This is a genomic window from Flavobacterium alkalisoli (genome assembly GCF_008000935.1).
Classification (GTDB): domain Bacteria; phylum Bacteroidota; class Bacteroidia; order Flavobacteriales; family Flavobacteriaceae; genus Flavobacterium; species Flavobacterium alkalisoli.
On sequence record NZ_CP042831.1, the window covers coordinates 1,290,623 to 1,312,794 of the forward strand.

The following is a 22,172-nucleotide window of genomic DNA, read 5'->3' on the forward strand; positions in this document are numbered from 1 at the left end:
CTTTTCCTGCAATTTACTTTTGCGGGTAACAGAATATGCGATTGCGAGAAAACCGAAAAATATAATTCTGCTTCCAATAGAACACATTCGCGTGCCGGGGGAGTGAATCATTTTTATCATAAATAAAAACAAATACTATGGATATTTTTTTAAAACCCGTTTTGAGTTCCTTGTTATTCTCTTTTTTAGGACTTGCTATTTTGTTAATCTCTTACTTTATTGTCGAGAAGCTAACACCCGAAAATACATGGAAAGAAATAGTACAAAATAAAAACATTGCGCTAGCCATAGTTTTTGCAGCCTTTATAATAGGTATTGCCATTATTATAAGCGGAGCTATACATGGGTAATAAAAAAATCGGTTTTGAAGTGCTGCTTTTTCTGGCGGTTTTTACTATAGCCACCTGTGGGCTTGTGTACGAACTTGTAGCCGGTACCCTGGCGAGTTACCTGCTGGGCGATTCGGTAAAGCAGTTTTCATTTATAATAGGGGTTTACCTTTTTTCTATGGGGGTAGGTTCTTATTTTTCAAAATTCATAAACCGTAATCTTTTAAACACTTTTGTAGATATAGAGATACTGGTAGGCCTTATTGGTGGGCTTAGCTCGGTAATACTTTTTGTGCTGTTTGAAAGTGTTTATTATTTTCAGTTTATACTTTATTTACTGGTTTTTATAACCGGATGTTTGGTAGGGCTGGAAATTCCGCTTCTTATGAATATACTTAAAGACAGGGTTACTTTTAAGGATCTTGTTTCTAATGTATTCACTTTTGATTATATAGGTGCCCTATTGGCATCCATTCTTTTCCCTTTGGTATTGGTGCCAAAATTAGGGATAATGAAAACATCCCTTTTCTTCGGGATGATTAATGTTAGTATTGCCATAGTGCTTTGTTTTATGCTTAAAAAAGACCTTAAAAATCCGGGGTTGCTTAAGGCAAAAGCAATATTTACCTTTTTACTGTTATTGGTCGTTTTTGTTTTCTCGGAGAGTATATTGTCGTACTCTGAAGGAAAACTGTATGGTGAAAATATAATTTATACACATACCACCTCTTACCAGCGTATAGTGCTCACCCATAATAAAAATGACTACAGGCTTTACCTTAACAATAACCTGCAGTTTAGCTCTAAAGACGAATACCGCTACCATGAAGCTTTGGTACACCCTGTAATGTCTATGGCAAATAAGGTTGACAATGTTTTGGTTTTGGGCGGAGGTGACGGACTTGCAGTACGCGAGATATTAAAGTATAGCGAGGTTAATCATGTAACATTAGTAGACCTTGATGAAGGTATGACGGAATTGTTTAAGACCAATACCGTTTTATCGGATTTTAATAAGCACTCATTAACCAATCCTAAGGTAACCGTAATTAACAGTGATGCCTATATATGGCTTAAAGAATGCCAACAAAAGTTTGATGTGGTAATTATTGATTTTCCCGATCCGTCAAATTATAGTTTGGGTAAATTGTATTCGCTTAATTTTTACAAAACTCTTAATAAGGTTTTGACAGATGATGCAATGACTGTTATACAAACCACTTCTCCCTTTTTTGCACCTAAGTCATTTTGGTGTATCAATAAAACCGCAGCTCAGATTTTTCCGGTTACCGATGCCTATCATGTTTACGTACCTTCTTTTGGGGAGTGGGGGTATACCATAGCAGCTAAGAGTCTTTCAAAACCATTAGGTAGTGCGAAACGCAGCGTACAGGGTTTAAGGTTTTATGATTATGATTACGGTAGGTTAAATGATTTTCCTAAAGATATGCAGGTTAATGATATAGAGATAAACAGACTTGATAACCAGATATTAGTACGTTATTTTGATGAAGAATGGGGAAGGCTATAACAGTTCGAGAAGGACGTTTTTAAGAAACCTGGGGGCTATAGCTGTCGGGGCTGCCTTTATACAGTCTTGTGCTAAGAAAATTAAGTCAGTTGCCTTAAGGCTCACAGGAACATCTCATATTTTGGGGCATCGTTTGTGGGCTAAAGATTTTCCTAACCCTACAAAGGAGCTTAGTATTCCCATACTTATTGTAGGTGGTGGAATAACAGGATTAAGTGCTGCAAGGCAACTTATGCGAAAAGGAGCAGAAGATTTTTTACTTATTGAGCTTGAAGATCACACCGGAGGCAATTCCTCTAACGGGGAAAATGCCTATTCAAAATATCCGCTTGGGGCACACTATCTGCCTCTTCCAAATTTTCACGATAAAGAACTCATTACTTTTTTAGAGGAGGAAAATATAATAACCGGATATGATAATGCCGGATATCCTGTTTTTGATGAAGAACAGCTTACTTTTTCGCCTCAGGAAAGACTCTTTTATAAAAACACATGGCAGGAAGGGCTTATACCACGTTATGGCACTTCTGAAAAGACGATAGCCGAATTTGACCATTTCTTTAAGCTGATGGAAGGCTTTAGGGATCAAAAAGGAAAGGACGGAAAGTATAGTTTTGATTTGCCAATTGAAAACGGTTCTCACGACGCAAATAACAAAGAGTTGGATGCAATAACGATGCAACAATGGCTAACGGATAATGGTTTTAAAACTGAAGAGGTTTTTGAGTATGTTGACTATTGCTGCCGAGACGATTTTGGTTTGGGAATAAAGTATGTGTCTGCCTGGGCAGGCGTTCATTATTTTGCTGCCAGAAAACATAACAACGGGGAGTCTAATAAAGAAAGCGTGCTTACCTGGCCGGAAGGTAACGCCAGGCTGGCTTCTCACCTAAAAAGATATGCATTAAACAAAACTCTGGTTAATCATATTGTTTTTGAGGTTGCTTCTGTTGATGATAAGGTTGTGGTTAAGGTCTTTGATGGCCAAAATAAAAAAACCATTGCTATTACAGCAAATAAGGTGATAATGGCAATACCACAGTTTGTTAACGGTTATATTTTTAAACAAAGAAAGCCTCTTGTTAAAGAGTTTAATTATGCTCCGTGGCTATTGGCAACTATAACGCTAAGCGATTTACCGGATGATTTTGGACAACCACTTTCTTGGGATAATGTTATTTATAAAGGGGAAGGTGTAGGTTACATATACGATCAGCATCAGTCTTTAAAGCAGGTACATCAAAAAAAGGTAATTACTTATTATCATGCTTTTTCCTGTAATGATATTGTGGCTAAGCGAAAAGAAGTTTACGGTAAGGGTAAAGAGTATTGGAAAGAATTTGTACTTAACGATATAAAGAAAGCCCATCCTTGGATTGAAGATTTTACCGAAGATATAGCAATACATATTTTGGGACATGGTATGATAAGCCCTGTTCCCGGATTTATATTTGGTAATGCCAGGAAACAGGCTTCATCTGTTATAGAGAATAAAATATTTTTTGCCCATAGTGACCTTTCCGGTATTTCGGTTTTTGAGGAGGCTTTTCATCAGGGTATTAATGCAGCAAATAAATTACTAAATGAAACAACCCTGGATTGATAAGGCAAAAACCGACAGTATATTTATACTGATGCCCCCATTTGTGGTTTTGGCAATTGTATTTTTTTGCCAGGGATGGCTCATCAATCTTGAAAAAGAATATTCGTTTTATACATGGTTGTTTTTTGTGGTGTTTATAGATGTTGCCCATGTATATGCCACTTTATTTAAAACATACTTGGTACCGCAAACTTTCAGGGAAAAAAAGAGGCTGTTGATAGGATTGCCTATAGTATGTTTCTTTATTGGCCTTATACTTTTTATGTTAGGGAGCAGGGTGTTTTGGATAACGCTTGCCTACATTGCCGTTTTTCATTTTATAAGGCAGCAATATGGTTTTATGAGATTGTATTCCAGACTCGAAAATAAAACACGTCTCAGTGTCTTTTTTGATAACCTAACCATATATGCCGCAACCGTATACCCAATGCTTTACTGGTTTATGAGTGCGCAAAGAAAGTATACATGGTTTATGGAAAATGAGTTTTTTACTTACAGGAATGATGAACTGCTTGCTGTTTTTGGTTATGTGTATGTGTTGATATTGGTTATTTATACTGTGAGGGTTATATATACTTTTGCTAAAAGCGGTTATTTTAATATTCCTAAAAATGCCATAATAATTGGTACCGCCGCTTCCTGGTATTTTGGGATTGTATATTACAATAACGACCTTGTTTTTACCATGCTGAATATAGTTTCACACGGTGTGCCATACATGGCATTAATCTATCTTAAAGAAATAAGGCAGCCAAAGCAAAATGCATCGTCATTTATGCAGTATATTAACAGCTATAAAGGAATTATTATATATGTTGGGCTTTTGTTGCTTTTGGCTTTTTCTGAAGAATACCTTTGGGAAATTACAGTTTGGCAGGAACAGTTCTCTTTTTCAGGAGCGGCTGTATTTCAAAACTGGCATTTTTTACTTGTACCATTGCTTGTAGTGCCGCAGTTTACCCACTACATACTTGACGGGTTTATCTGGAAGACCCCTAAGAAAGCAGCATAGTTAAAAGCTGAAATGGTTTTCATACTTATTTTTTCTATCGGGTCTTGATTTTTAAAATATCTTTTCAACTTTTATAATATGAACGTCAATAAAAAAGCCCCTTCAATTGAAGGGGCTTTAAATATAAAGTGTAAAAATTAGTTTTTAATAAACTTAAGCGTTGCGCTTTGACCTTCTATATCAATTTTTATGAAATAAATGCCATTGCTGTATGCAGAAGTATTAATGCTAAGATTATCAACTGAGTTAACTTCAGACTGTGCTACTACCTGTCCTAAGTTGTTGTAGATAGTATAGCTTTCCGGGAGCTCGTTGTTTTTTATGCTGATATTGATGATGCTATTAGTAGGGTTAGGGTAAAGTTTGATTCCGTTTTCATAAACAAAATCATTATTGCCTAAAGTGGTGTCTACATAGAATGAAGTTTCTTCTGTAGCTCCAAAAGAACCTCCTGAAGCAACAACTGTTCCGTCTATTGTAGTAACCTCATAATATCCCTCTCCAAAATCACAGCACATACCGTCTCCAGCCTGATCAATGATTACAAAAGTATAACACTGGCTAATTTCAAGCTCAACAGTTTCGGTATACAGTGTGTCGTCATCATATGGTCCTCCATAAGTAACCAATTCTTCATTAGCGTCTAGAACACCCCAATAAGTTTCATCTCCCCATCCGTCAGTTAAAATAGTAACCGTTAATGCCTGAGTGTTGTATGATCCTACTGGTGTATAAGTGAAATCTTGTGTTATAGTATCATTTAACGGAGCCTCATCTTCTGTGTTGTTTACAGAAACTATATATAGACTAAGCGTGTGCTCTCCTGCTGCAGGCTCTGCTACAGGGAGTTCTATAGTAACAGTTTCTCCATTTTCAAGTTCACCTGTCCAGCTATAAACAGCAGCTTCTTCATCAAGTGTATAGCTTATTTCGGCTGCTGTAATTGTATTATTCCCTGTGTTTTTAAGGTTGATAGTTAAGGCAAACTCTTCTCCGCAAGATTGCTGAAGCGGGTTTATGTTAAGCGATCCGTCATTGTCATAAACAACGCCAGGAACACAGCCGTCAGAAGTTATCAGTGATGCTCTTCTTGGAGAGTTAGCTAATACTGCCTGCATTCTTTCTTTTTGGTTTTGAGTGAATACATTCTGGCAACTATCGTTTGTATAGTCCATGTAATTTTCAATCATATCCATTCCGGGAGAGCTAGGGCATGAATCCTGTCCTTCGGGACATCCGCTGTTAGCAGCTGCAGCTACAGGAGTATCAGCACAATAGTCATCAAAACTGCAATTTCCGTCACCCCAAATGTGTCTAAGGCCAAAATAATGTCCTACTTCGTGTGAAGCCGAACGTCCTTTATCTTTACCGCCTTCTTCATCATAGTATCCGTTAGGGTAAATGTCTGATGAACCACAATACATTGCTCCAAGTGCAACACCATCTGTTTCTGCAAGTACAGGAAGTCCTTCTTCTTCAAGACCCTCAAGGCCTGATTCTGTTGGGAACTGTGCATAACCCGCAAGTTCACCTATAGGTGTGCCATTGAAACCGATATACAGATTGCTAACAACCCAAATGTTTAGGTATTTGTTAGGATCCCATTGTGTTTGTGGTTTTATTATGGTTTCAACTGCATCCATTTCCCATCCGTAAGGATCGTCGTTTTCATAATAATGTCTTGTAATACCGCTTGTTGCTATTCCGTATTCATCTCTTTGTGCCAAACAGAATTCTATTTCCATATCAGCACCTACCGGGTTTGTGTTAAAGCCAGGGGTATCTGCCATTCTTCTAAAATCCTGATTTAATACCGTAAGCTGCGAAAGTATTTGCTCATCGGCAATGTTTTCATTTTGGCCAATTGCATCTCCATCGTGTATAATGTGAAATACTACTGGAATTGTAACCACCTCATTAGTGGTTTGAGTGTTTTTTAAAAAGCCTTTGGCCTTTTGTTCCTCAATTTTTTGTGCAATCCATTCTTCAAACTGTACAGTGTTAGATCTGTTTGGGAATTTTCTCTGTAAGTTTTCTTCATATTGTGTGGTGGCGCAGTTAATTAACCCGCTTTTTTGGCTGGGGCCAAATTGTTTTGTTTTCTTGCTTTGTGCAAAAGCTCCTGCTGATAGCAGACCAGACAATGCAAGTAAACCGATTTTAAAAGTAGTAGTGTTTAATTTCATTCTAAGGAATTTAAATTCGGAATCGAAAATAATTAATATTTTGTATGCAAGCCGACCAATTCCCTTTTTTAACAAAAAATCCCGAGAGTATATCGGGATTTTTTTGTTTTATGCTATTTTTTTATATCGAAGCCATATCGTGATGAAGAATGTTTTCTTCTATAGCATTCCATAATCCTATTCTCTTTTCAAGCGCCTGTTTAGAGGTTTCTTCCACTTCACGCCATTTTTGCTCATCGTCTCCGCAAAGTTCATTTATCATTTGCATTGCCATTGGTCCGTGCTCGTCGGCATCCAGTTCAATGTGTCTTTCAAAGTAGTATATAAGCTTGTCAAGGTTTGTTTCCGGGAAGTTTTTCTGGAAGTTTTTCAGTATTTCGGTAAACATGCTCGGGATAAGGTCTTCACGGCCAAAGGTAAATGCAGCAGCTATCTGGTGAGGCTGGCCCTGATCTATGGTCATAAAAGTAAAGTTTAAAAAATCCTTTATCTTATCGTGCAGGTGACTTTGCTTTATCGAAACAAAAATGTTTTGTGTTGCTACCACATCTTCTAGAAATGCCTTTACATCGGTAGTATTGGCACCACAGTCTTTCATGGCATCCACATACATTTCATAGTGGCTTAATCTTTTTCCGTCAGCACTAATATCTGTTTCTTCTGCAAGTACAATTTCGTTAATCAGGTAACGAATATCGGGGTTGCCTACAGGAAGCCACGGGGTGGTGGTGCATGTAAGTTTAGACTGTAATGCCTTTAACAGCGACATAAAATCCCAAACGGCATATACGTGCCCTTCTAAAAAGCACTTAAGGTCATCTATGGTTTTTACTTTTCCGTATAAAGAATGCGTTAACAGAAGGTCTTTTTGGGGTTGGATACTTTTGTTAATGGTATCTGTATTCATAGCCTGGTTTTTTACAAAATTAAAAAAGCTTCTTTGTATAAAGAAGCTTTTTTTGATTGATTTTTTAAATAAACGTATAATTTATAATTATATTTTATTTGAAAGCCGCATGGCCAGTAATGTCAAGACCGGTTATTAAAAGGTGAATATCATGTGTTCCCTCATAAGTAATTACACTTTCTAGGTTCATCATGTGACGCATGATAGAATATTCTCCTGTAATACCCATACCGCCTAAAATCTGACGTGCTTCGCGGGCAATGTTAAGAGCCATGTCCACATTATTTCTTTTTGCCATAGAGATTTGTGCCGTTGTGGCTTTCCCCTCATTTCTTAAAACACCAAGCCTCCACGTTAGTAACTGGGCCTTGGTAATTTCGGTAATCATTTCGGCAAGTTTCTTTTGCTGAAGTTGTGTTGCAGCAATAGGTTTGTCAAACTGAATACGTTCTTTTGCATAACGCAGTGCCGTATCATAACAATCCATTGCGGCACCAATGGCACCCCATGCAATTCCGTAACGGGCAGAGTCAAGGCACCCAAGCGGAGCACCAAGACCTGATTTATTTGGTAAAAGGTTTTCTTTAGGGACTTTTACATTGTCAAAAATAAGTTCACCGGTAGCCGATGCTCTTAATGACCATTTATTGTGAGTTTCCGGAGTGGAGAATCCTTCCATACCACGCTCTACTATCAAACCGTGAATTCTTCCTGTTTCGTCTTTAGCCCAAACTACTGCAATATCAGCAAAAGGAGCATTAGAGATCCACATTTTTGCACCGTTTAAAAGGTAATGATCACCCATATCCTTAAAGTTGGTTATCATACCGCCCGGGTTAGAACCATAGTCTGGCTCAGTTAAACCAAAGCAGCCCATAAACTCACCTGAAGCAAGTTTAGGCAGGTATTTTTTACGTTGCTCTTCGTTACCATATTTCCATATCGGGTACATAACAAGTGATGACTGTACCGATGCTGTAGAACGAACACCGCTGTCGCCGCGCTCTATTTCCTGCATGATAAGTCCGTAAGAAATCTGGTCAAGACCGGCACCGCCGTACTCTTCCGGAATATAAGGGCCAAATGCGCCTATATCGGCAAGTCCCTGTATTATTTGTTTAGGGAATTCTGCCTTTTGAGCATAATCTTCAATTATTGGAGATACTTCGCGTTTTACCCATTCGCGGGCAGCATCGCGAACCATTTTATGTTCGTCTGTCAGTAACTCGTCAAGTAAATAGTAATCAGGAGCCTGAAATAAATCTGGTTTCATTTATAACGTTTTAGTTGAAGGCAAAAGTAAACAAGAATTGTAACAAATCAAGAATAAAATGTTGTATTTTTTAGCTGACATATGGAAATACCTCATTAAACTGTTATATATTGGTAAATCTTAAAACCAGCTAAAATATGAAACCATTATTAATTGCTTCAACAGCATTGTTAAGTGTTGCGCTTTATGCTCAGGATACGGCAATGGCAAACGTAGATAGTGCAAACAATACTGTTTTAAATTACAGCCTTAATGAGCTTGCTGTGAGTGAAGATACTCCTGATGTTTTATTGGGTGAACTTAACAGTAAGAAATCCAAAAAAGGACAGACTATTAGTGCTGATAGTAAAGTTGCCTATTATTTTGAGAATACTACAGGGGAAGATGGGGTTTATCTTAAATCCATGCTTTTTAAAGTGGCTAAAGTAAAGCACAAAACAGAAGCCCGTATTAAAATATACAAAAAGCACGATTACGTGCAGGATACTTATCATCCTAAAACTGGTGCTAAATTTTCGTATGCTACTTTTATACCGGGAGATCCTATAGCTACACAGGAAATAATTGTTTTTCTTGAGCCTGGACAGAAAGGTGTAGTTGAGGTTGATTTAACGGAGTACAGTATAATGATGTCTAAAGAAGGACTTTTTTTAAGTCTTGAAGGCGTGGGGTATTATGATGCTGCAGGAAAACCGGCAAAAATTACAGATCCCAAAGAAATGACCTGGATTGATTTTCATCCTACTACAACAGATAATTATTGCGGATGGATTAATCCCATTGGAACCAATAGTTACTTTTGGAACAATATAAACAAACACCTTAAGGTTGATTATGAAGTTGTGTTTGAGCATAAACCATCTAAAAAGACTATTACGGCTCCTAACTTTGGGCTTAAGGTAATTATGCCTAAATTAAAGTTTTAAATAAAAATCTTTAGTAAGTGCAGTATATTCCGAAGTGTATTGATGGCGGGCAGTCTCTATAGTCAGCTCATCAATGACAGTTTCGGTTTGCTGTCGTATAAAGGCTAAAAGGCTTCTCTTGATTTCTGTTTCAGGGGTGCCTTTTACCCTTGTTATTTTGGCAGGGTAAAGACCGAACTCAGCAGCAATAGCCTTAAATTTTTCTTCTTCCTTAAAAGGAATAATTACTGAAAAAATGCCGTTTTCAGAAAGTAGCATGGCAGCAGCTTCAATAAGCTCTTTAAAAGGCAGCGATTCGGTAAATCGTGCTTTGTCGCGCTGTTCGTTTCCTGAGCTGTAATTCTCGGTGTAAAAAGGAGGGTTGGATACAATAATATCATATTCCTCGTCTTCCATTTCCTCTACAAACTCATCAAGGCCTGCGTGATAACAAAACAGGCGGTCGCTCCAAGGGCTTTCTTCAAAGTTCTCTACAGCCTGTTCGTAGGCGTCATCATCAATCTCAATAGCGTCAATCTGTTCTGCATGGCTGCGCTGTGCAAGCATCAGGGCTATAAGTCCGGTTCCGGCTCCTATGTCAAGTATGCTGAAAGGGTTGTTTACAACCGGTGTCCAGGCGCCAAGCAAAACACCATCGGTGCCCACTTTCATGGCACATTTATCCTGTTGTATGGTAAATTGCTTGAATTGGAACATTTCTTAAAAGTGAGATGTTAGATTTGAGTAATGAGATAAGATGTGTTAACCCAAAACAATTAACTGTTTAGGTATAGGTCTATAAGCCCTTCAGGAGTGTTAAGGATAATTTTTTTGTTTTCACGGTCTACCTTTATGATAAAATCATCTATCATAGGTATAAGGATCTCAATATCGCCTTTGAGTATTTCAAAAAGTGGCTGAGCCGATGTATCGTTAATGCCTACTATTTTACCAACATTGCCTAAACGCTGGTCTTCGGCATCAAAACCTATTACTTCATGAAAATAAAACTTATCGCCTTCCAGTTCAGGTAGCATTGACAGGGGAAGGTATACTTCGCAGCCTAAAATCTTTTCGGCGTCCTCCTCGCTGCTCACATCTTCAAAGCGTGTTCTTAAAAAATCGCCTTTGTGTAGTGAAGATGTTTCAATAAAAAATGGAACCAGATGTTTGTTTATTTCAACAAACACTGATTCCATGTTTTCATACAAACCCGGCTCGTCAGTATCTAAATAGATAAGGACTTCACCTTTGTAACTGAATTTTTTGGCGATTTTGCCTAAATAGAAACAATCTTCTTTACGCATAAATCGCAGTCAAATTAAGCTTGGGTTTCTTCTGTGTTTTCTTCTGAAGTTGTATCAGCTTCAGCTACAGTTTCTTCGCTTTCAGCAGCAGCAGTTTCTTCAGCAGCAGCATCAGCTTCAGCTTGTTTAGCAGCAGCTATACGATCTTCGTTAATTTTTTTCTCTGCAGCAAGAGCTTTAGCTTTAGCATCAGCCTGAGCAGTAGAAAGTCCGTTTTTCTTAGCGTCGATCTTAGTTTCTTTTTCTTCTAACCAAGCAGCTAGTTTAGCGTCAGCCTGATCCTGAGTAAGTGCACCTTTACGTACACCTCCGTCAAGGTGGTGTTTAAGTAAAGCACCTTTGTAAGAAAGGATTGCTCTTGCAGTGTCAGTTGGCTGAGCACCATCATGTAACCACTTAACAGCGCTATCAAGGTTTAGGTCGATAGTTGCAGGGTTAGTGTTTGGATTGTAAGTTCCCAGTTTTTCAAGGAATTTACCATCTCTTTTAGCGCGTGAATCCGCAGCTACTACCCAGTAAAAAGGTTTTCCTTTTTTACCGTGTCTTTGTAATCTGATTTTTACAGGCATAATCTTTAGATTAAATGTGAGGTTCCCGACCTCTGTTAATTAAGGGTGCAAAGATATAAAAGTTTAGGAGATAATTGTTTTAAAACTTATTTTTTATGATTTTTTGTCGAATGAAAGCTCAAATTGTATACTTTTAACGCGATTTATTATATTTTAATTAGGATATATGTCATAAAAAACTATTTTTGTCGTTGTAAAAATTGATACACCATTTCTTTAAGATATATTAATATAATGAAAAAGATTTTATCACTATTAGTGCTATTGGTAACTTTTGCCTCGTGTGAGGAAGACGTTAAGTTCAATAATCCGGCAGTTCAGGGGCTTAAAGACGATGAACTGTGGAGAGCTGCACAGTATACAGCAACAAGAGAGACAGATAATTCACTAACTATAGTTGCTACAAACGGTTTTGAAATCCTTACATTAAGAACTGCTTCGGTAGATCCGGGTGTTTATGACTTGGGTGTAAATGAGCAGAATAAGGCTACTTTCAGCGTTTCTGTAGATGGTATAGAGCAAAATTACCAGACAGGTACTGATTTAGGTGATGGGAAAATTGAGATAACTGTAGAAGATACTGATATGGCTCAGGGCTTCATTACAGGTACGTTCCGTTTCAATGCAGTTGAAGACGACGGGACTGTTCTTAACTTCCGAAACGGTGTGTTTTACAGGGTTCCGATACAACCAGTAGGTCAATAATAATATTAAGCCACCGTTAAGGTGGTTTTTTTGTTTACAATAATTTTATATTAAAATTTTATTAAATATTGCATCTTTTGTTTTTTGAAGCCAAATAAGATTACATTTGTATAAGCCTTATAAGGAACAAATAATTAATTTATATGAATATATTCGTTGGTAGCCTTCCTTTCACAGCAAAGGAAGCTGATTTAAGAGAGTCCTTTGAGGCTTATGGTTCAGTTGAGTCTGTAAAAATAATTACAGATAGAGAGACTGGAAGAAGTAAAGGTTTTGGCTTTGTAGAAATGCCGGACGAGGAAGAAGGTGCGGCTGCAATTGAAGGACTTAACGGTTCTGATTTTGGAGGTCGTAGCATTGTTGTGAATAAATCGGAGCCGAAACCGCAAGGTGAACGCAGAAGTTTTAATAACAACCGTAGCGGTGGTTATGGTAACAACCGTGGCGGTGGTGACAGAGGAGGTTATAACAGAGGCGGTGGAGACCGTGGAGGTTATAATCGCGGTGGTTACTAAGATACGCTTTACTTTTTAATACAAATCCCGGCTTATGCCGGGATTTTTTATTTTATAGTTTTTTGCTTTGAAAACAGGGTTTGGCTGACTTAATAACCGTTTGTTGAAAACATATCTGCTGCACCCTTAAACAGGGTTTGTAGTTAAAGGGTAAAAACCTTAATTTTGAAAAGTTGGCCGCAAGGCATTCCTTTTCTTTTAACCTCCAAATAATTAACCGGTTATGTACCTGATTTTTGACACCGAAACCACCGGATTACCCAAGCGATGGGATGCGCCGCTTACCGATACCGATAACTGGCCCCGCTGTATACAGATAGCATGGCAGCTGCACGATGAGATGGGGCGGCTTATAGAACATCAGGATTATCTTATAAAGCCTGAAGGCTTTAATATACCCTATGATGCCGAACGTATACACGGTATTTCTACCGAGCTTGCTTTAGAGCAGGGGGTAGACCTGCAGGGTGTATTGGAGAAATTTAATGAGGCTATGGGTAAGGCCAAGTTTATAGTGGGGCAAAATGTTGGATTCGACGTTAATATTATGGGGTGTGAATTCCATAGGTTTACTATGGATAGCCCGCTGGCAGCGATGCCTATACTGGACACCTGTACTGAGGTTACTGCAGAATTACTTAAGATTCCCGGAGGTCGTGGAGGTAAATTTAAACTGCCGACACTAACAGAACTTCACGAATATCTTTTTGGAGAACCGTTTGCCGAAGCGCATAATGCTACTGCTGACGTTGAGGCTACAACCCGCTGTTTTCTTGAATTGGTAAAAAGAGAAATCTTTACTAAAGAGGAGCTGGATGTAGCACCAACTTACTTTCATGAGTTTAAAGAAAAGAACCCGCAGACCATACAGCTGATAGGGTTAAAGCATATAAACCTTAAAGCGGCTTCGGCCGAAGTAAGGAAACGTCTTGAAAAGCTGAAAGGGGAAGAGGTTATAAAACCTGTATCGCCTGAGCTGAAACAGGACATGAAAGAGGTGGAGTTTGTGCACCTGCACAACCATACTCAATTTTCGGTACTGCAGTCTACCATTGCGGTGCCCGATTTGGTTAAGGCTGCAGCTAAATATAAAATGCCTGCTGTTGCCATGACCGATCATGCCAACATGATGGGGGCATTTCACTTTGTGAGTAATGTTCTTAATCATAACAAGGCAGCCGAAGCAAAAAACAAGGAGCTGGTTGAAAAAGGGGAAGAACCTACCGAAGTGATTATGAAACCTATTGTAGGTTGTGAGTTTTTTGTTTGCGAAGATCATAAAGATAAAACCAGAAAAGATAACGGTTACCAGATAGTAATGCTTGCCAAGAACAAGAAGGGCTATCACAATCTGGCAAAAATGTCATCTATAGCCTATACTGACGGGTTCTATTATGTGCCAAGGATTGATAAGAGAGTTATCGAGAAGTATAAGGAAGATATCATGGTGCTTTCGGGTAACCTTTACGGGGAAATACCTAGTAAGGTACTTAACGTGGGTGAAAACCAGGCAGAGGAAGCTTTGCAGTGGTGGAAAGCACAGTTTGGTGATGACTTTTATATAGAGCTAATGCGCCACGGGCAGGAAGATGAGAATCGTGTAAACGATACTCTTATAAAAATGGCCCGAAAACATGAGGTAAAGCTTATAGCTACAAACAATACTTATTATGTAGATAAGGAAGATGCCCATGCACACGATATTTTATTGTGTGTTAAGGACGGGGAAAAACTGGCTACGCCTAAAGGGCGCGGACGTGGTTTCCGTTACGGGCTTCCTAATAACGAATATTACTTTAAACCGGGCGATGAGATGAAAAAGCTCTTTGCTGATGTTCCTGATGCCATAGTGAATATTCAGGAAATAGTGGATAAGGTAGAAACCTACTCGCTGTACCGTGATGTACTGCTGCCTAAGTTTGATATACCGGAAGAGTTTCTGGTTGCAGAGGATGAGCAGGATGGCGGTAAGCGTGGGGAGAACAAATTTTTACGCCACCTTACTTATGTGGGGGCAGAAAAACGCTATACCGAAATTACCGATGATATAAGGGAGAGGCTTGATTTTGAGCTTAAGACTATTGAAAATACCGGTTATCCGGGTTACTTCCTTATTGTACAGGATTTTATTGCCGAGGCAAGAAACCTTGGGGTGTCGGTAGGGCCGGGCCGTGGTTCGGCGGCAGGATCGGCGGTTGCCTATTGTTTAGGTATTACCAATATTGACCCTATTGCTTACGATTTGCTATTTGAGCGTTTCCTTAATCCTGACCGTGTATCGATGCCCGATATTGATATCGACTTTGATGATGAGGGCCGAGGGCGTGTAATGGATTATGTAATCAATAAGTACGGGGCCAATCAGGTAGCGCAGATTATTACCTATGGTACCATGGCAGCAAAATCGTCTATACGTGATACCGCAAGGGTACTCGATCTTCCGCTTTTTGAAGCCGATAAGATTGCTAAGCTTATCCCTAATATGAAGCTGGCCAAGATATTTAATCTTGATGCCAATGCGCTTAAGGGTGCACTTCGTTCGGATGAGTTTGAAAAAGTACAGGAGCTTTTGGGTCTTGCAGATGGTGAAGACTTAGGAGCGGAAACCATTCAGCAGGCAAAAGTGCTGGAAGGGTCGTTGCGTAATACAGGTATCCATGCCTGCGGTGTAATTATTACGCCCGATGATATTACCAACTTCGTTCCGGTATCGGTAGCAAAGGATTCTGATCTGTATGTTACCCAGTTTGATAACTCGGTGGTGGAAAGTGCAGGACTACTGAAGATGGACTTCCTGGGGTTAAAGACACTAACTCTGATAAAAGATACGGTTAAGCTTGTTAAGTACAAGCACAACATAGACCTAGACCCGGATAATTTCCCTATTGATGATGTTAAGACGTATGAGCTTTTCCAGCGCGGTGAAACCGTAGGGGTGTTCCAGTACGAGTCGCCCGGTATGCAAAAGTACATGAAGGAACTTAAGCCTACCGTATTTGCCGACCTTATTGCGATGAACGCATTGTACCGTCCGGGGCCGCTGGAGTATATCCCGAGTTTCATTAGAAGGAAAAACGGTGAAGAGGAAATAAAGTATGACCTTGATGCCTGTGAAGAATACCTAAAGGAGACTTATGGTATTACCGTTTATCAGGAGCAGGTAATGCTACTGTCGCAAAAGCTGGCGGGCTTTACTAAAGGTGAGGCCGACGTACTGCGTAAGGCGATGGGTAAAAAGCAAAAGGATGTACTTGATAAAATGAAACCCAAGTTTGTGGAGCAGGCCGCTGCAAAGGGTCATGATGCCATAGTGCTTGAAAAGATATGGAAAGACTGGGAGGCATTTGCGAGTTATGCCTTCAACAAGTCGCACTCTACGTGTTATGCGTGGGTAGCCTACCAAACGGCTTACCTAAAGGCGCATTATCCGGCAGAGTACATGGCGGCGGTACTTTCCAATAACATGAATGATATTAAGCAGGTTTCTTTCTTTATGGAAGAGTGTAAGCGAATGGGCTTAGAGGTATTGGGGCCTGATGTTAACGAGTCGTATTATAAGTTTACGGTAAACGACCATGGCGCGGTACGTTTTGGTATGGGTGCTATTAAAGGTGTGGGTGCCGGTGCGGTTGATACCATTGTAGAGAATCGTAAAGACGGAAGATACAGGTCGATATTCGATCTTGCCAAGCGTATTGATTTGCGTGCGGCCAATAAAAAGGCTTTTGAGAACCTTGCTCTTGCAGGAGGTTTCGACTGTTTTAACGATACACACAGGGCTCAGTATTTCCATGATGACGGGGAGAATCTTACCTTCCTTGAAAAAGCCATGCGCTACGGGTCTAAGTATCAGGAAAATGAAAACTCATCGCAGGTGAGCCTTTTTGGTGAAGCCAGTGAAGTGCAGATACCGGAACCGGTTGTGCCACCATGTGAGGAGTGGAGTACAATGGAAAAACTGGCGAAGGAAAAAGAGGTTGTGGGTATTTATATTTCAGGTCACCCGCTGGATGACTACAAGTTTGAGATGAAATATTTTTGTAATGCAAGGCTTGAGGCGCTTAAATCGCTGGAGCAGCATGTAAACAAGAACCTTAGTTTTGGCGGTATAATTTCAAACGTGCAACACCGCGTTGCCAAAAACGGTAAGGGCTGGGCTTCGTTCATGCTCGAGGGTTATGACGAAAACCACGAGTTCCGTATTTATGGTGAGGAATATCTAAAGTTCAGGCATTTCCTTATCCCTAATAATTTTACCTACCTTAAGGTAATGGTTAGGGAAGGTTGGGTAAATGCTGAAGGCAAGCGGGGAGAACCAAGGATACAGTTTATAGCCATACAGTACTTGCAGGATGTACTTACCACTTTTGCGAAAAAGCTTATCATACAGTTTAATGTGTTGGATTTGCAGGAACAGTTAATTGTTCATCTTAGCGAACTGTTTAAACATAACAGGGGCGATCATTCGGTACAGTTTGAGGTGTTGGAACTGGAGAAGGTAAAACGAAAAGTGGAAGTGGCTGCCGCCGCTGTGGAACAGTTGGACGATGATGCTGAAGCTGAATTTGAAGGAGAGATGCCGGAAAGCGTAATGGCAGATGTGGAAGATATACAGGTAGTAACCAAGCTGAGCATGCCAAGCAGGAAGCTGAAGATAAAAATATCAAACGAACTTTTGCATGAGCTTGAAAGGCTGCAGGTTAACTTTAAACTTAATTAGTTTTTATAGTTTGCGTCTATGCGTTGATAACTAAAACTAATAAATGTTTAACTAATCTTTTAAATATTTATACCTATTTTTGTTTTTTAAAACTTAACTATTATACATATGGCACAGGCAATAACAGATGCTACTTTTGAAGATGTAGTATTAAAATCAGATAAACCGGTATTAGTAGATTTTTGGGCAGCATGGTGTGGTCCATGTAGAATGGTAGGCCCAATCATTGACGAAATCAGCAAAGATTACGAAGGTAAAGCTGTTGTTGGTAAAGTTGATGTTGATGCAAACCAAGAGTTTGCTGCAAAATACGGAGTAAGAAACATTCCTACTGTATTAGTTTTCCAAAACGGAGAAGTAGTAGGAAGACAGGTAGGTGTTGCTCCTAAGCAAACTTATACTGATGCTATCGACGCGTTACTATAATTGTCTGATTACTTAGATATACAAAAACTCCCGCAACAGCGGGAGTTTTTGTTTTTATACTGCAGCCTCTTTTTGTGCAGGATGATTTTTCTTATTGTGTTCGTAGTGCTCGTTATCCCACTTGGCCAGTTGTATTATAATTGGTACAAGCGTGCGGCCTCTTTCTGTAAGGCTGTATTCTACTCTTGGTGGCAGTTCTTTAAATTCTTCCCGGTGTAAAATACCGTCTTCTTCCAGTTCCTTTAAGGTGGTGGTAAGTACTTTTTTAGAAATACTTCCTATAGATGCATGCAGTTGCCCAAAACGTGCCGTGCGTTCCCTTAGCATGTAAATTACTATTGGTTTCCATTTTGTGCCCAGTATTGCCATAGAACGGTGCATGGGGCAGTCACTGTATTTAAAAAGGTTTCGTGTCATTATGGTTACTTAGAGGTTACCAGTTTAAACTAAAGTTAGTTACAAAAGTAAACTATTATCAGTTACTTTGTGTAACTATTTGATAATAATAAGAAGAAACCTTAAAATTTTTAAAAGACTAAAAATGAATTTTGATTCCCTATTTACACCGTTTCAATATAAAGGCCTGCAACTAAAGAACAGATTTGTTATGGCGCCTATGACCCGCGCTTTTGCCACAGATGGCATTCCTAATCAGCTGATAGTAGATTATTATGCACGACGTGCAGCAGGTGAGGTAGGCCTTATACTTACCGAAGGTACCGTAATAAACAGGCCGGCTTCTAAAAACATGAAAGATATTCCTAACTTTTACGGAGATGAGGCACTTGCTAGTTGGAAGAAGGTAGCAGAGGAAGTGCATGCTGCCGGAGGAAAAATAGCACCTCAAATATGGCATGTTGGTAATACACAGGCAGGGGAGTGGTTGCCATCGTCGCCGCTTGAAAGTCCGGATACTATGACACTGGGCGATATTCAGGCAACTATTGATGCTTTTGCAAAGGCCGCAAAAGATGCACAAACACTTGGTTTTGACGCTATAGAAATACATGGTGCACATGGCTATCTTATAGATCAGTTCTTTTGGCAGCAAACCAATAAACGTACCGATGAGTATGGCGGTAAAACGCTTAAAGAGCGCAGTCGTTTTGCAGTTGAGGTGGTAAAGGCCATCCGTAAAGCTGTTGGTCCTGATATGGTAATTATTATGAGGCTGTCGCAATGGAAGCAACAGGATTTTACCGTAAAGCTGGCTCATACACCTCAGGAACTTGAAGAGTGGGTAGTGCCGTTAGCTGAGGCAGGGGTTGATATTTTTCACGGTTCGCAACGTCGCTATTGGGAAAATGAATTTGATGGCAGCGATCTTAATTTTGCAGGCTGGTTAAAAAAAGTAACAGGTAAGCCTACCATTACAGTAGGCTCTGTAGGGCTTAACGGAGATTTTCTTGAGTTTTTCGGGGAAGGGAAAGGAGCTTCTACGGGAGATTTAAGCGAACTGATACGCAGGTTTGATCGGGGTGATTTTGATTTGGTTGCTGTTGGGCGATCGCTTCTTCAGGATCCGGAATGGGTAAAGAAAATAAAATCGGGAAGATTTGAAGAACTTAAATCTTTTGAGGCTGCAAGTGCCCAAAAGCTTTATTAATAAAGGATTTAAACTGATTATTTAGACCCGGGGCAGGATGCTTCGGGTTTTTATTTTCTGTACATTTAGAAAAAAAAAATTACAACCTCAGGCAACTTGAAATAAAAATTTTCCGTCTTAGAGATATAAACCAATTTTAAACCTTTTGAAGATTATCAGATTACATACTTCTGATGAAGTGATCATAAAAAAGATCCTGCAGGGAGACAGCCGTGCCGAAAGGCAGCTGTATGACCGCTATGCGGCAAAAATGCTTGGCGTATGCAGGATATATATAAAAGACCTTCATTATGCTGAGGATGTAATGATACAGGGTTTTACCCGTGCACTTGATAATTTGGGTAGGTTTAGGTTTGAAGGCAGCTTTGAAGGCTGGCTGAGAAGGATAATGGTGAGGGAAGCCATTGATTTTTTAAGGGAACGTACCCAACTTTATTTTGAGAATATTGAAACGGCCGAAGTGCCTCCGGTAGTTACAGGTGACATTGATATAGATGCCGATTTGCTTCAACTGCTTATAGACAGGCTGCCGGAAGGTTACCGAACCGTATTGGTTATGTTTGCGATTGAAGGGTACAGCCATAAGGAAATAGCAGAAATGCTGGCTATTAGTGAAAACACGTCGAAGTCACAATTGTTCAAGGCACGCAAGCAATTGCAGGAACAGTTAGGCGTATTAAAGAGAATGGAAAATGAAAGATAATAAAAACCTGGAACAGCAACTTGCCGAAAAGCTCGGTAACCGAAGCATTGCGCCAAGCGCACAGGCATGGGATCGTATTGCGCAGAACAGGCAACAGGGAAAAGATAAAAAGAAGAAGAAAAGAGTAACGTTTTATTATGCCGCCTCAGTTGTGTTGGTATTGCTTTCTGGCGGATATTTCTTTGTGTCGGGTAATAATAAAGATGTTGTCACAGAGCCTCAGGTAGTTGTTGATTCTGGCAAGACAGAAATAATAAATAAGGGAGAAGAGCCTGTAATTATATCGGAATCTGTTTTACAGCTACAGCAAAACCATGAAGTTGTAGCTTATAAGGAAGAAAAGTTGCTACAGACTGATTTTGTTCAGCCCAGAGAGGAAGTAAAGGTAATTGCAAGAACTTATAGAAATATTCAGGTGAATGAGAGTCTTCCTGAAGTAAATGTTGCGGCTCTGCAGGATGTAAAACTACTGACTAGAGAGGAGCTTTATGAGCAGGAAGTAGATTACCTTCTTAAAAATGCCGTAAAAGAAATGGCAACAGATAAACTGCTTAAAGCTCCTACTGATGATACCGCCCTGCTTAGAGAGGTAGAATTGGAAATGAATGACTATTATCGCGAAAAAGCCATGAAGATTTTTTCGCTTCAAAATAGAACCATACGCATAGCCGTAAAAGACAAACAATAACTTAATCTTTTAATTATGAAACGCACCTTATTGTGTATCGCCTTTTTGGCGACAGGGATTTTTTTGCCTAAAGTTAACGCCCAAACAGAGCAGGATTCTGTAAAAAAACAGGATAAAGAAAAAAAAGAAAATTGGTGGAATGAAACCGATCAGGAGTACTATGAAAGGTTGAAAAAACGAAAGCTGGAAGCTTTTGAAGGGGAAAAGGAGAATATTGTGGAAGCCGAAAAGTTTGACCTTAAAAAACAGATTGAAAAGATAGACGAAAGGCTTGAAAAAGGTGATATAACTGAAGAAAAAGCTACCGCACTTAAACAGGAAGCTGCTAAAAAAACGGCAGAGAATATAGATAATAAAATTGCAATAATAAACAACCAGATTGAACTTACCGAAAGGGATGTGGTTTATAATTACTCACCAAACTTGGGAGGCTATATTGCAATAGGCTGGGGTAATGTGGTTGATGATAACGGAAGCTTTCTGCTTGGAATGGAGTATAAGGCACCCAACAAAAAACCAAAATATGATAAACTTACTTATACCGATATGGTTTTCGCCTTTGGTTTAGGAGGTACTACAGGAGGAGGAACCGACCTGGGGGGTACTTATAAGGTTGGTAAAAGCGCATTTGCTGAAATAGGGTTGACTTTCCGTACACGTTTGCTTAAAGAGTCAAATTTCTGGAGGCTGGCTTATGGTGTTTCTTATCAGCAAAACCAGTTGGGGCCAAGAGATAATAAATACTTTGTAAATAATGACGGTTATACTACGCTGGAGGTTTTTCCTTATCAGATTAAGCGAAATGTACTTATGATAGGTAATATAGTTGTTCCTGTGTTTTTGGAGTTTGGTCCGTCTAAAAAAAGAGAGTATGCCGATTATTTCAGGTATGATACCTCACAAAGTTTTAAAGTGGGTATAGGTGGTTATGCAGGTATTAATACGGGTGCCATGCAATGGATGAAATATGTAGAGGATGGAAAAGATGTAAGAGTAAAAACCCGCCAGGATTACAATACAGAGAAATTTGTCTACGGACTTAAAGGTTATGTGGGCTTCGGCAGTTTGAGCCTTTTTGCAAACTACGAACTTAACAATGTATTTACGAATTCGGCGCATAAGGATCATGCAGTGTTCTTCGGGTTGAGAGTTGACCTTTAATAACAATCATTTTTTCGCTACATTTG

20 protein-coding genes are annotated in these 22,172 nt (G+C 39.4%); 13 read left to right on the forward strand and 7 right to left on the reverse strand.

Features of this window, described 5'->3' with window-relative positions; translation table 11 throughout:
* Positions 1-137 precede the first annotated feature (137 nt).
* The 4 genes from FUA48_RS05665 to FUA48_RS05680 are packed head-to-tail and all read left to right on the forward strand — an operon-like array spanning position 138 to position 4,475.
* Positions 138-350, forward strand: a complete 213-nt coding sequence (locus FUA48_RS05665; protein ID WP_129750729.1) for a DUF350 domain-containing protein — start codon at positions 138-140, stop codon at positions 348-350.
* Complete coding sequence (locus FUA48_RS05670) at positions 343-1,860, forward strand: polyamine aminopropyltransferase (RefSeq protein ID WP_147582643.1); 1,518 nt, start codon at positions 343-345, stop codon at positions 1,858-1,860. The genes FUA48_RS05665 and FUA48_RS05670 overlap by 8 nt, the downstream gene beginning before the upstream one ends.
* Entirely contained in the window at positions 1,838-3,463 is a 1,626-nt protein-coding gene (locus FUA48_RS05675) for a flavin monoamine oxidase family protein (RefSeq protein ID WP_147582644.1), read from the forward strand. Before FUA48_RS05670 ends, FUA48_RS05675 begins: the two co-directional genes overlap by 23 nt.
* Entirely contained in the window at positions 3,444-4,475 is a 1,032-nt protein-coding gene (locus FUA48_RS05680; RefSeq protein WP_147582645.1) for a hypothetical protein, read from the forward strand. Before FUA48_RS05675 ends, FUA48_RS05680 begins: the two co-directional genes overlap by 20 nt.
* A 137-nt stretch (positions 4,476-4,612) precedes the next feature.
* On the opposite strand, the gene FUA48_RS05685 is transcribed toward FUA48_RS05680, so the two are convergent.
* The 3 genes from FUA48_RS05685 to FUA48_RS05695 all read right to left on the reverse strand — a co-directional run bounded on the left by FUA48_RS05685 (position 4,613) and on the right by FUA48_RS05695 (position 8,841).
* Complete coding sequence (locus FUA48_RS05685) at positions 4,613-6,661, reverse strand: T9SS type A sorting domain-containing protein (RefSeq protein ID WP_147582646.1); 2,049 nt, start codon at positions 6,659-6,661, stop codon at positions 4,613-4,615.
* A 121-nt stretch (positions 6,662-6,782) separates the two neighbouring features.
* Complete coding sequence (locus FUA48_RS05690; RefSeq protein ID WP_147582647.1) at positions 6,783-7,568, reverse strand: DUF3050 domain-containing protein; 786 nt, start codon at positions 7,566-7,568, stop codon at positions 6,783-6,785.
* 94 nt (positions 7,569-7,662) lie between these two features.
* Positions 7,663-8,841 (reverse strand): acyl-CoA dehydrogenase family protein, encoded by a 1,179-nt coding sequence (locus FUA48_RS05695; protein ID WP_147582648.1) that lies wholly within the window; start codon positions 8,839-8,841, stop codon positions 7,663-7,665.
* 137 nt (positions 8,842-8,978) lie between these two features.
* Here FUA48_RS05695 and FUA48_RS05700 point away from each other — a divergent pair, with 137 nt between their 5' ends.
* Positions 8,979-9,767 (forward strand): hypothetical protein, encoded by a 789-nt coding sequence (locus tag FUA48_RS05700; protein ID WP_147582649.1) that lies wholly within the window; start codon positions 8,979-8,981, stop codon positions 9,765-9,767.
* Here FUA48_RS05700 and FUA48_RS05705 read toward each other — a convergent pair.
* The 3 genes from FUA48_RS05705 to FUA48_RS05715 are packed head-to-tail and all read right to left on the reverse strand — an operon-like array spanning position 9,756 to position 11,622.
* The gene (locus FUA48_RS05705) at positions 9,756-10,463 is read right to left on the reverse strand and encodes a tRNA1(Val) (adenine(37)-N6)-methyltransferase (RefSeq protein ID WP_147582650.1); all 708 of its coding nucleotides are present in this window, start codon (positions 10,461-10,463) and stop codon (positions 9,756-9,758) included. The two genes, FUA48_RS05700 and FUA48_RS05705, sit on opposite strands and share 12 nt — an antisense overlap.
* A 59-nt stretch (positions 10,464-10,522) precedes the next feature.
* Positions 10,523-11,053 carry a ribosome maturation factor RimM gene (gene rimM, locus FUA48_RS05710; RefSeq protein ID WP_147582651.1) on the reverse strand — a complete coding sequence of 177 codons (531 nt, stop codon included), beginning with the start codon at positions 11,051-11,053 and terminating at the stop codon, positions 10,523-10,525.
* A 14-nt stretch (positions 11,054-11,067) separates the two neighbouring features.
* Positions 11,068-11,622, reverse strand: a complete 555-nt coding sequence (locus FUA48_RS05715) for a 30S ribosomal protein S16 (RefSeq protein WP_147582652.1) — start codon at positions 11,620-11,622, stop codon at positions 11,068-11,070.
* 234 nt (positions 11,623-11,856) lie between these two features.
* Between FUA48_RS05715 and FUA48_RS05720 the strand changes: the two genes are divergently transcribed.
* The 4 genes from FUA48_RS05720 (at position 11,857) to trxA (ending at position 17,988) form a co-directional block, all read left to right on the forward strand.
* Entirely contained in the window at positions 11,857-12,327 is a 471-nt protein-coding gene (locus FUA48_RS05720) for a DUF6252 family protein (RefSeq protein WP_147582653.1), read from the forward strand.
* Positions 12,328-12,470: 143 nt separating this feature from the next.
* Entirely contained in the window at positions 12,471-12,842 is a 372-nt protein-coding gene (locus FUA48_RS05725) for an RNA recognition motif domain-containing protein (protein ID WP_129750741.1), read from the forward strand.
* 223 nt (positions 12,843-13,065) lie between these two features.
* Positions 13,066-17,562 (forward strand): DNA polymerase III subunit alpha, encoded by a 4,497-nt coding sequence (gene dnaE, locus FUA48_RS05730; RefSeq protein WP_147582654.1) that lies wholly within the window; start codon positions 13,066-13,068, stop codon positions 17,560-17,562.
* A 108-nt stretch (positions 17,563-17,670) separates the two neighbouring features.
* Positions 17,671-17,988 (forward strand): thioredoxin, encoded by a 318-nt coding sequence (gene trxA, locus FUA48_RS05735; RefSeq protein ID WP_129750743.1) that lies wholly within the window; start codon positions 17,671-17,673, stop codon positions 17,986-17,988.
* Between the two features lie 54 nt (positions 17,989-18,042).
* On the opposite strand, the gene FUA48_RS05740 is transcribed toward trxA, so the two are convergent.
* Entirely contained in the window at positions 18,043-18,405 is a 363-nt protein-coding gene (locus FUA48_RS05740) for a winged helix-turn-helix transcriptional regulator (RefSeq protein ID WP_147582655.1), read from the reverse strand.
* 124 nt (positions 18,406-18,529) lie between these two features.
* Here FUA48_RS05740 and FUA48_RS05745 point away from each other — a divergent pair, with 124 nt between their 5' ends.
* The 4 genes from FUA48_RS05745 to FUA48_RS05760 all read left to right on the forward strand — a co-directional run bounded on the left by FUA48_RS05745 (position 18,530) and on the right by FUA48_RS05760 (position 22,146).
* Positions 18,530-19,594, forward strand: a complete 1,065-nt coding sequence (locus tag FUA48_RS05745; protein ID WP_147582656.1) for an NADH:flavin oxidoreductase — start codon at positions 18,530-18,532, stop codon at positions 19,592-19,594.
* A 145-nt stretch (positions 19,595-19,739) separates the two neighbouring features.
* Positions 19,740-20,297 (forward strand): RNA polymerase sigma factor, encoded by a 558-nt coding sequence (locus FUA48_RS05750; RefSeq protein WP_147582657.1) that lies wholly within the window; start codon positions 19,740-19,742, stop codon positions 20,295-20,297.
* Positions 20,287-20,985, forward strand: a complete 699-nt coding sequence (locus FUA48_RS05755) for a hypothetical protein (RefSeq protein WP_147582658.1) — start codon at positions 20,287-20,289, stop codon at positions 20,983-20,985. The genes FUA48_RS05750 and FUA48_RS05755 overlap by 11 nt, the downstream gene beginning before the upstream one ends.
* A 15-nt stretch (positions 20,986-21,000) precedes the next feature.
* Positions 21,001-22,146 (forward strand): hypothetical protein, encoded by a 1,146-nt coding sequence (locus FUA48_RS05760; RefSeq protein WP_147582659.1) that lies wholly within the window; start codon positions 21,001-21,003, stop codon positions 22,144-22,146.
* Positions 22,147-22,172: the final 26 nt, after the last annotated feature.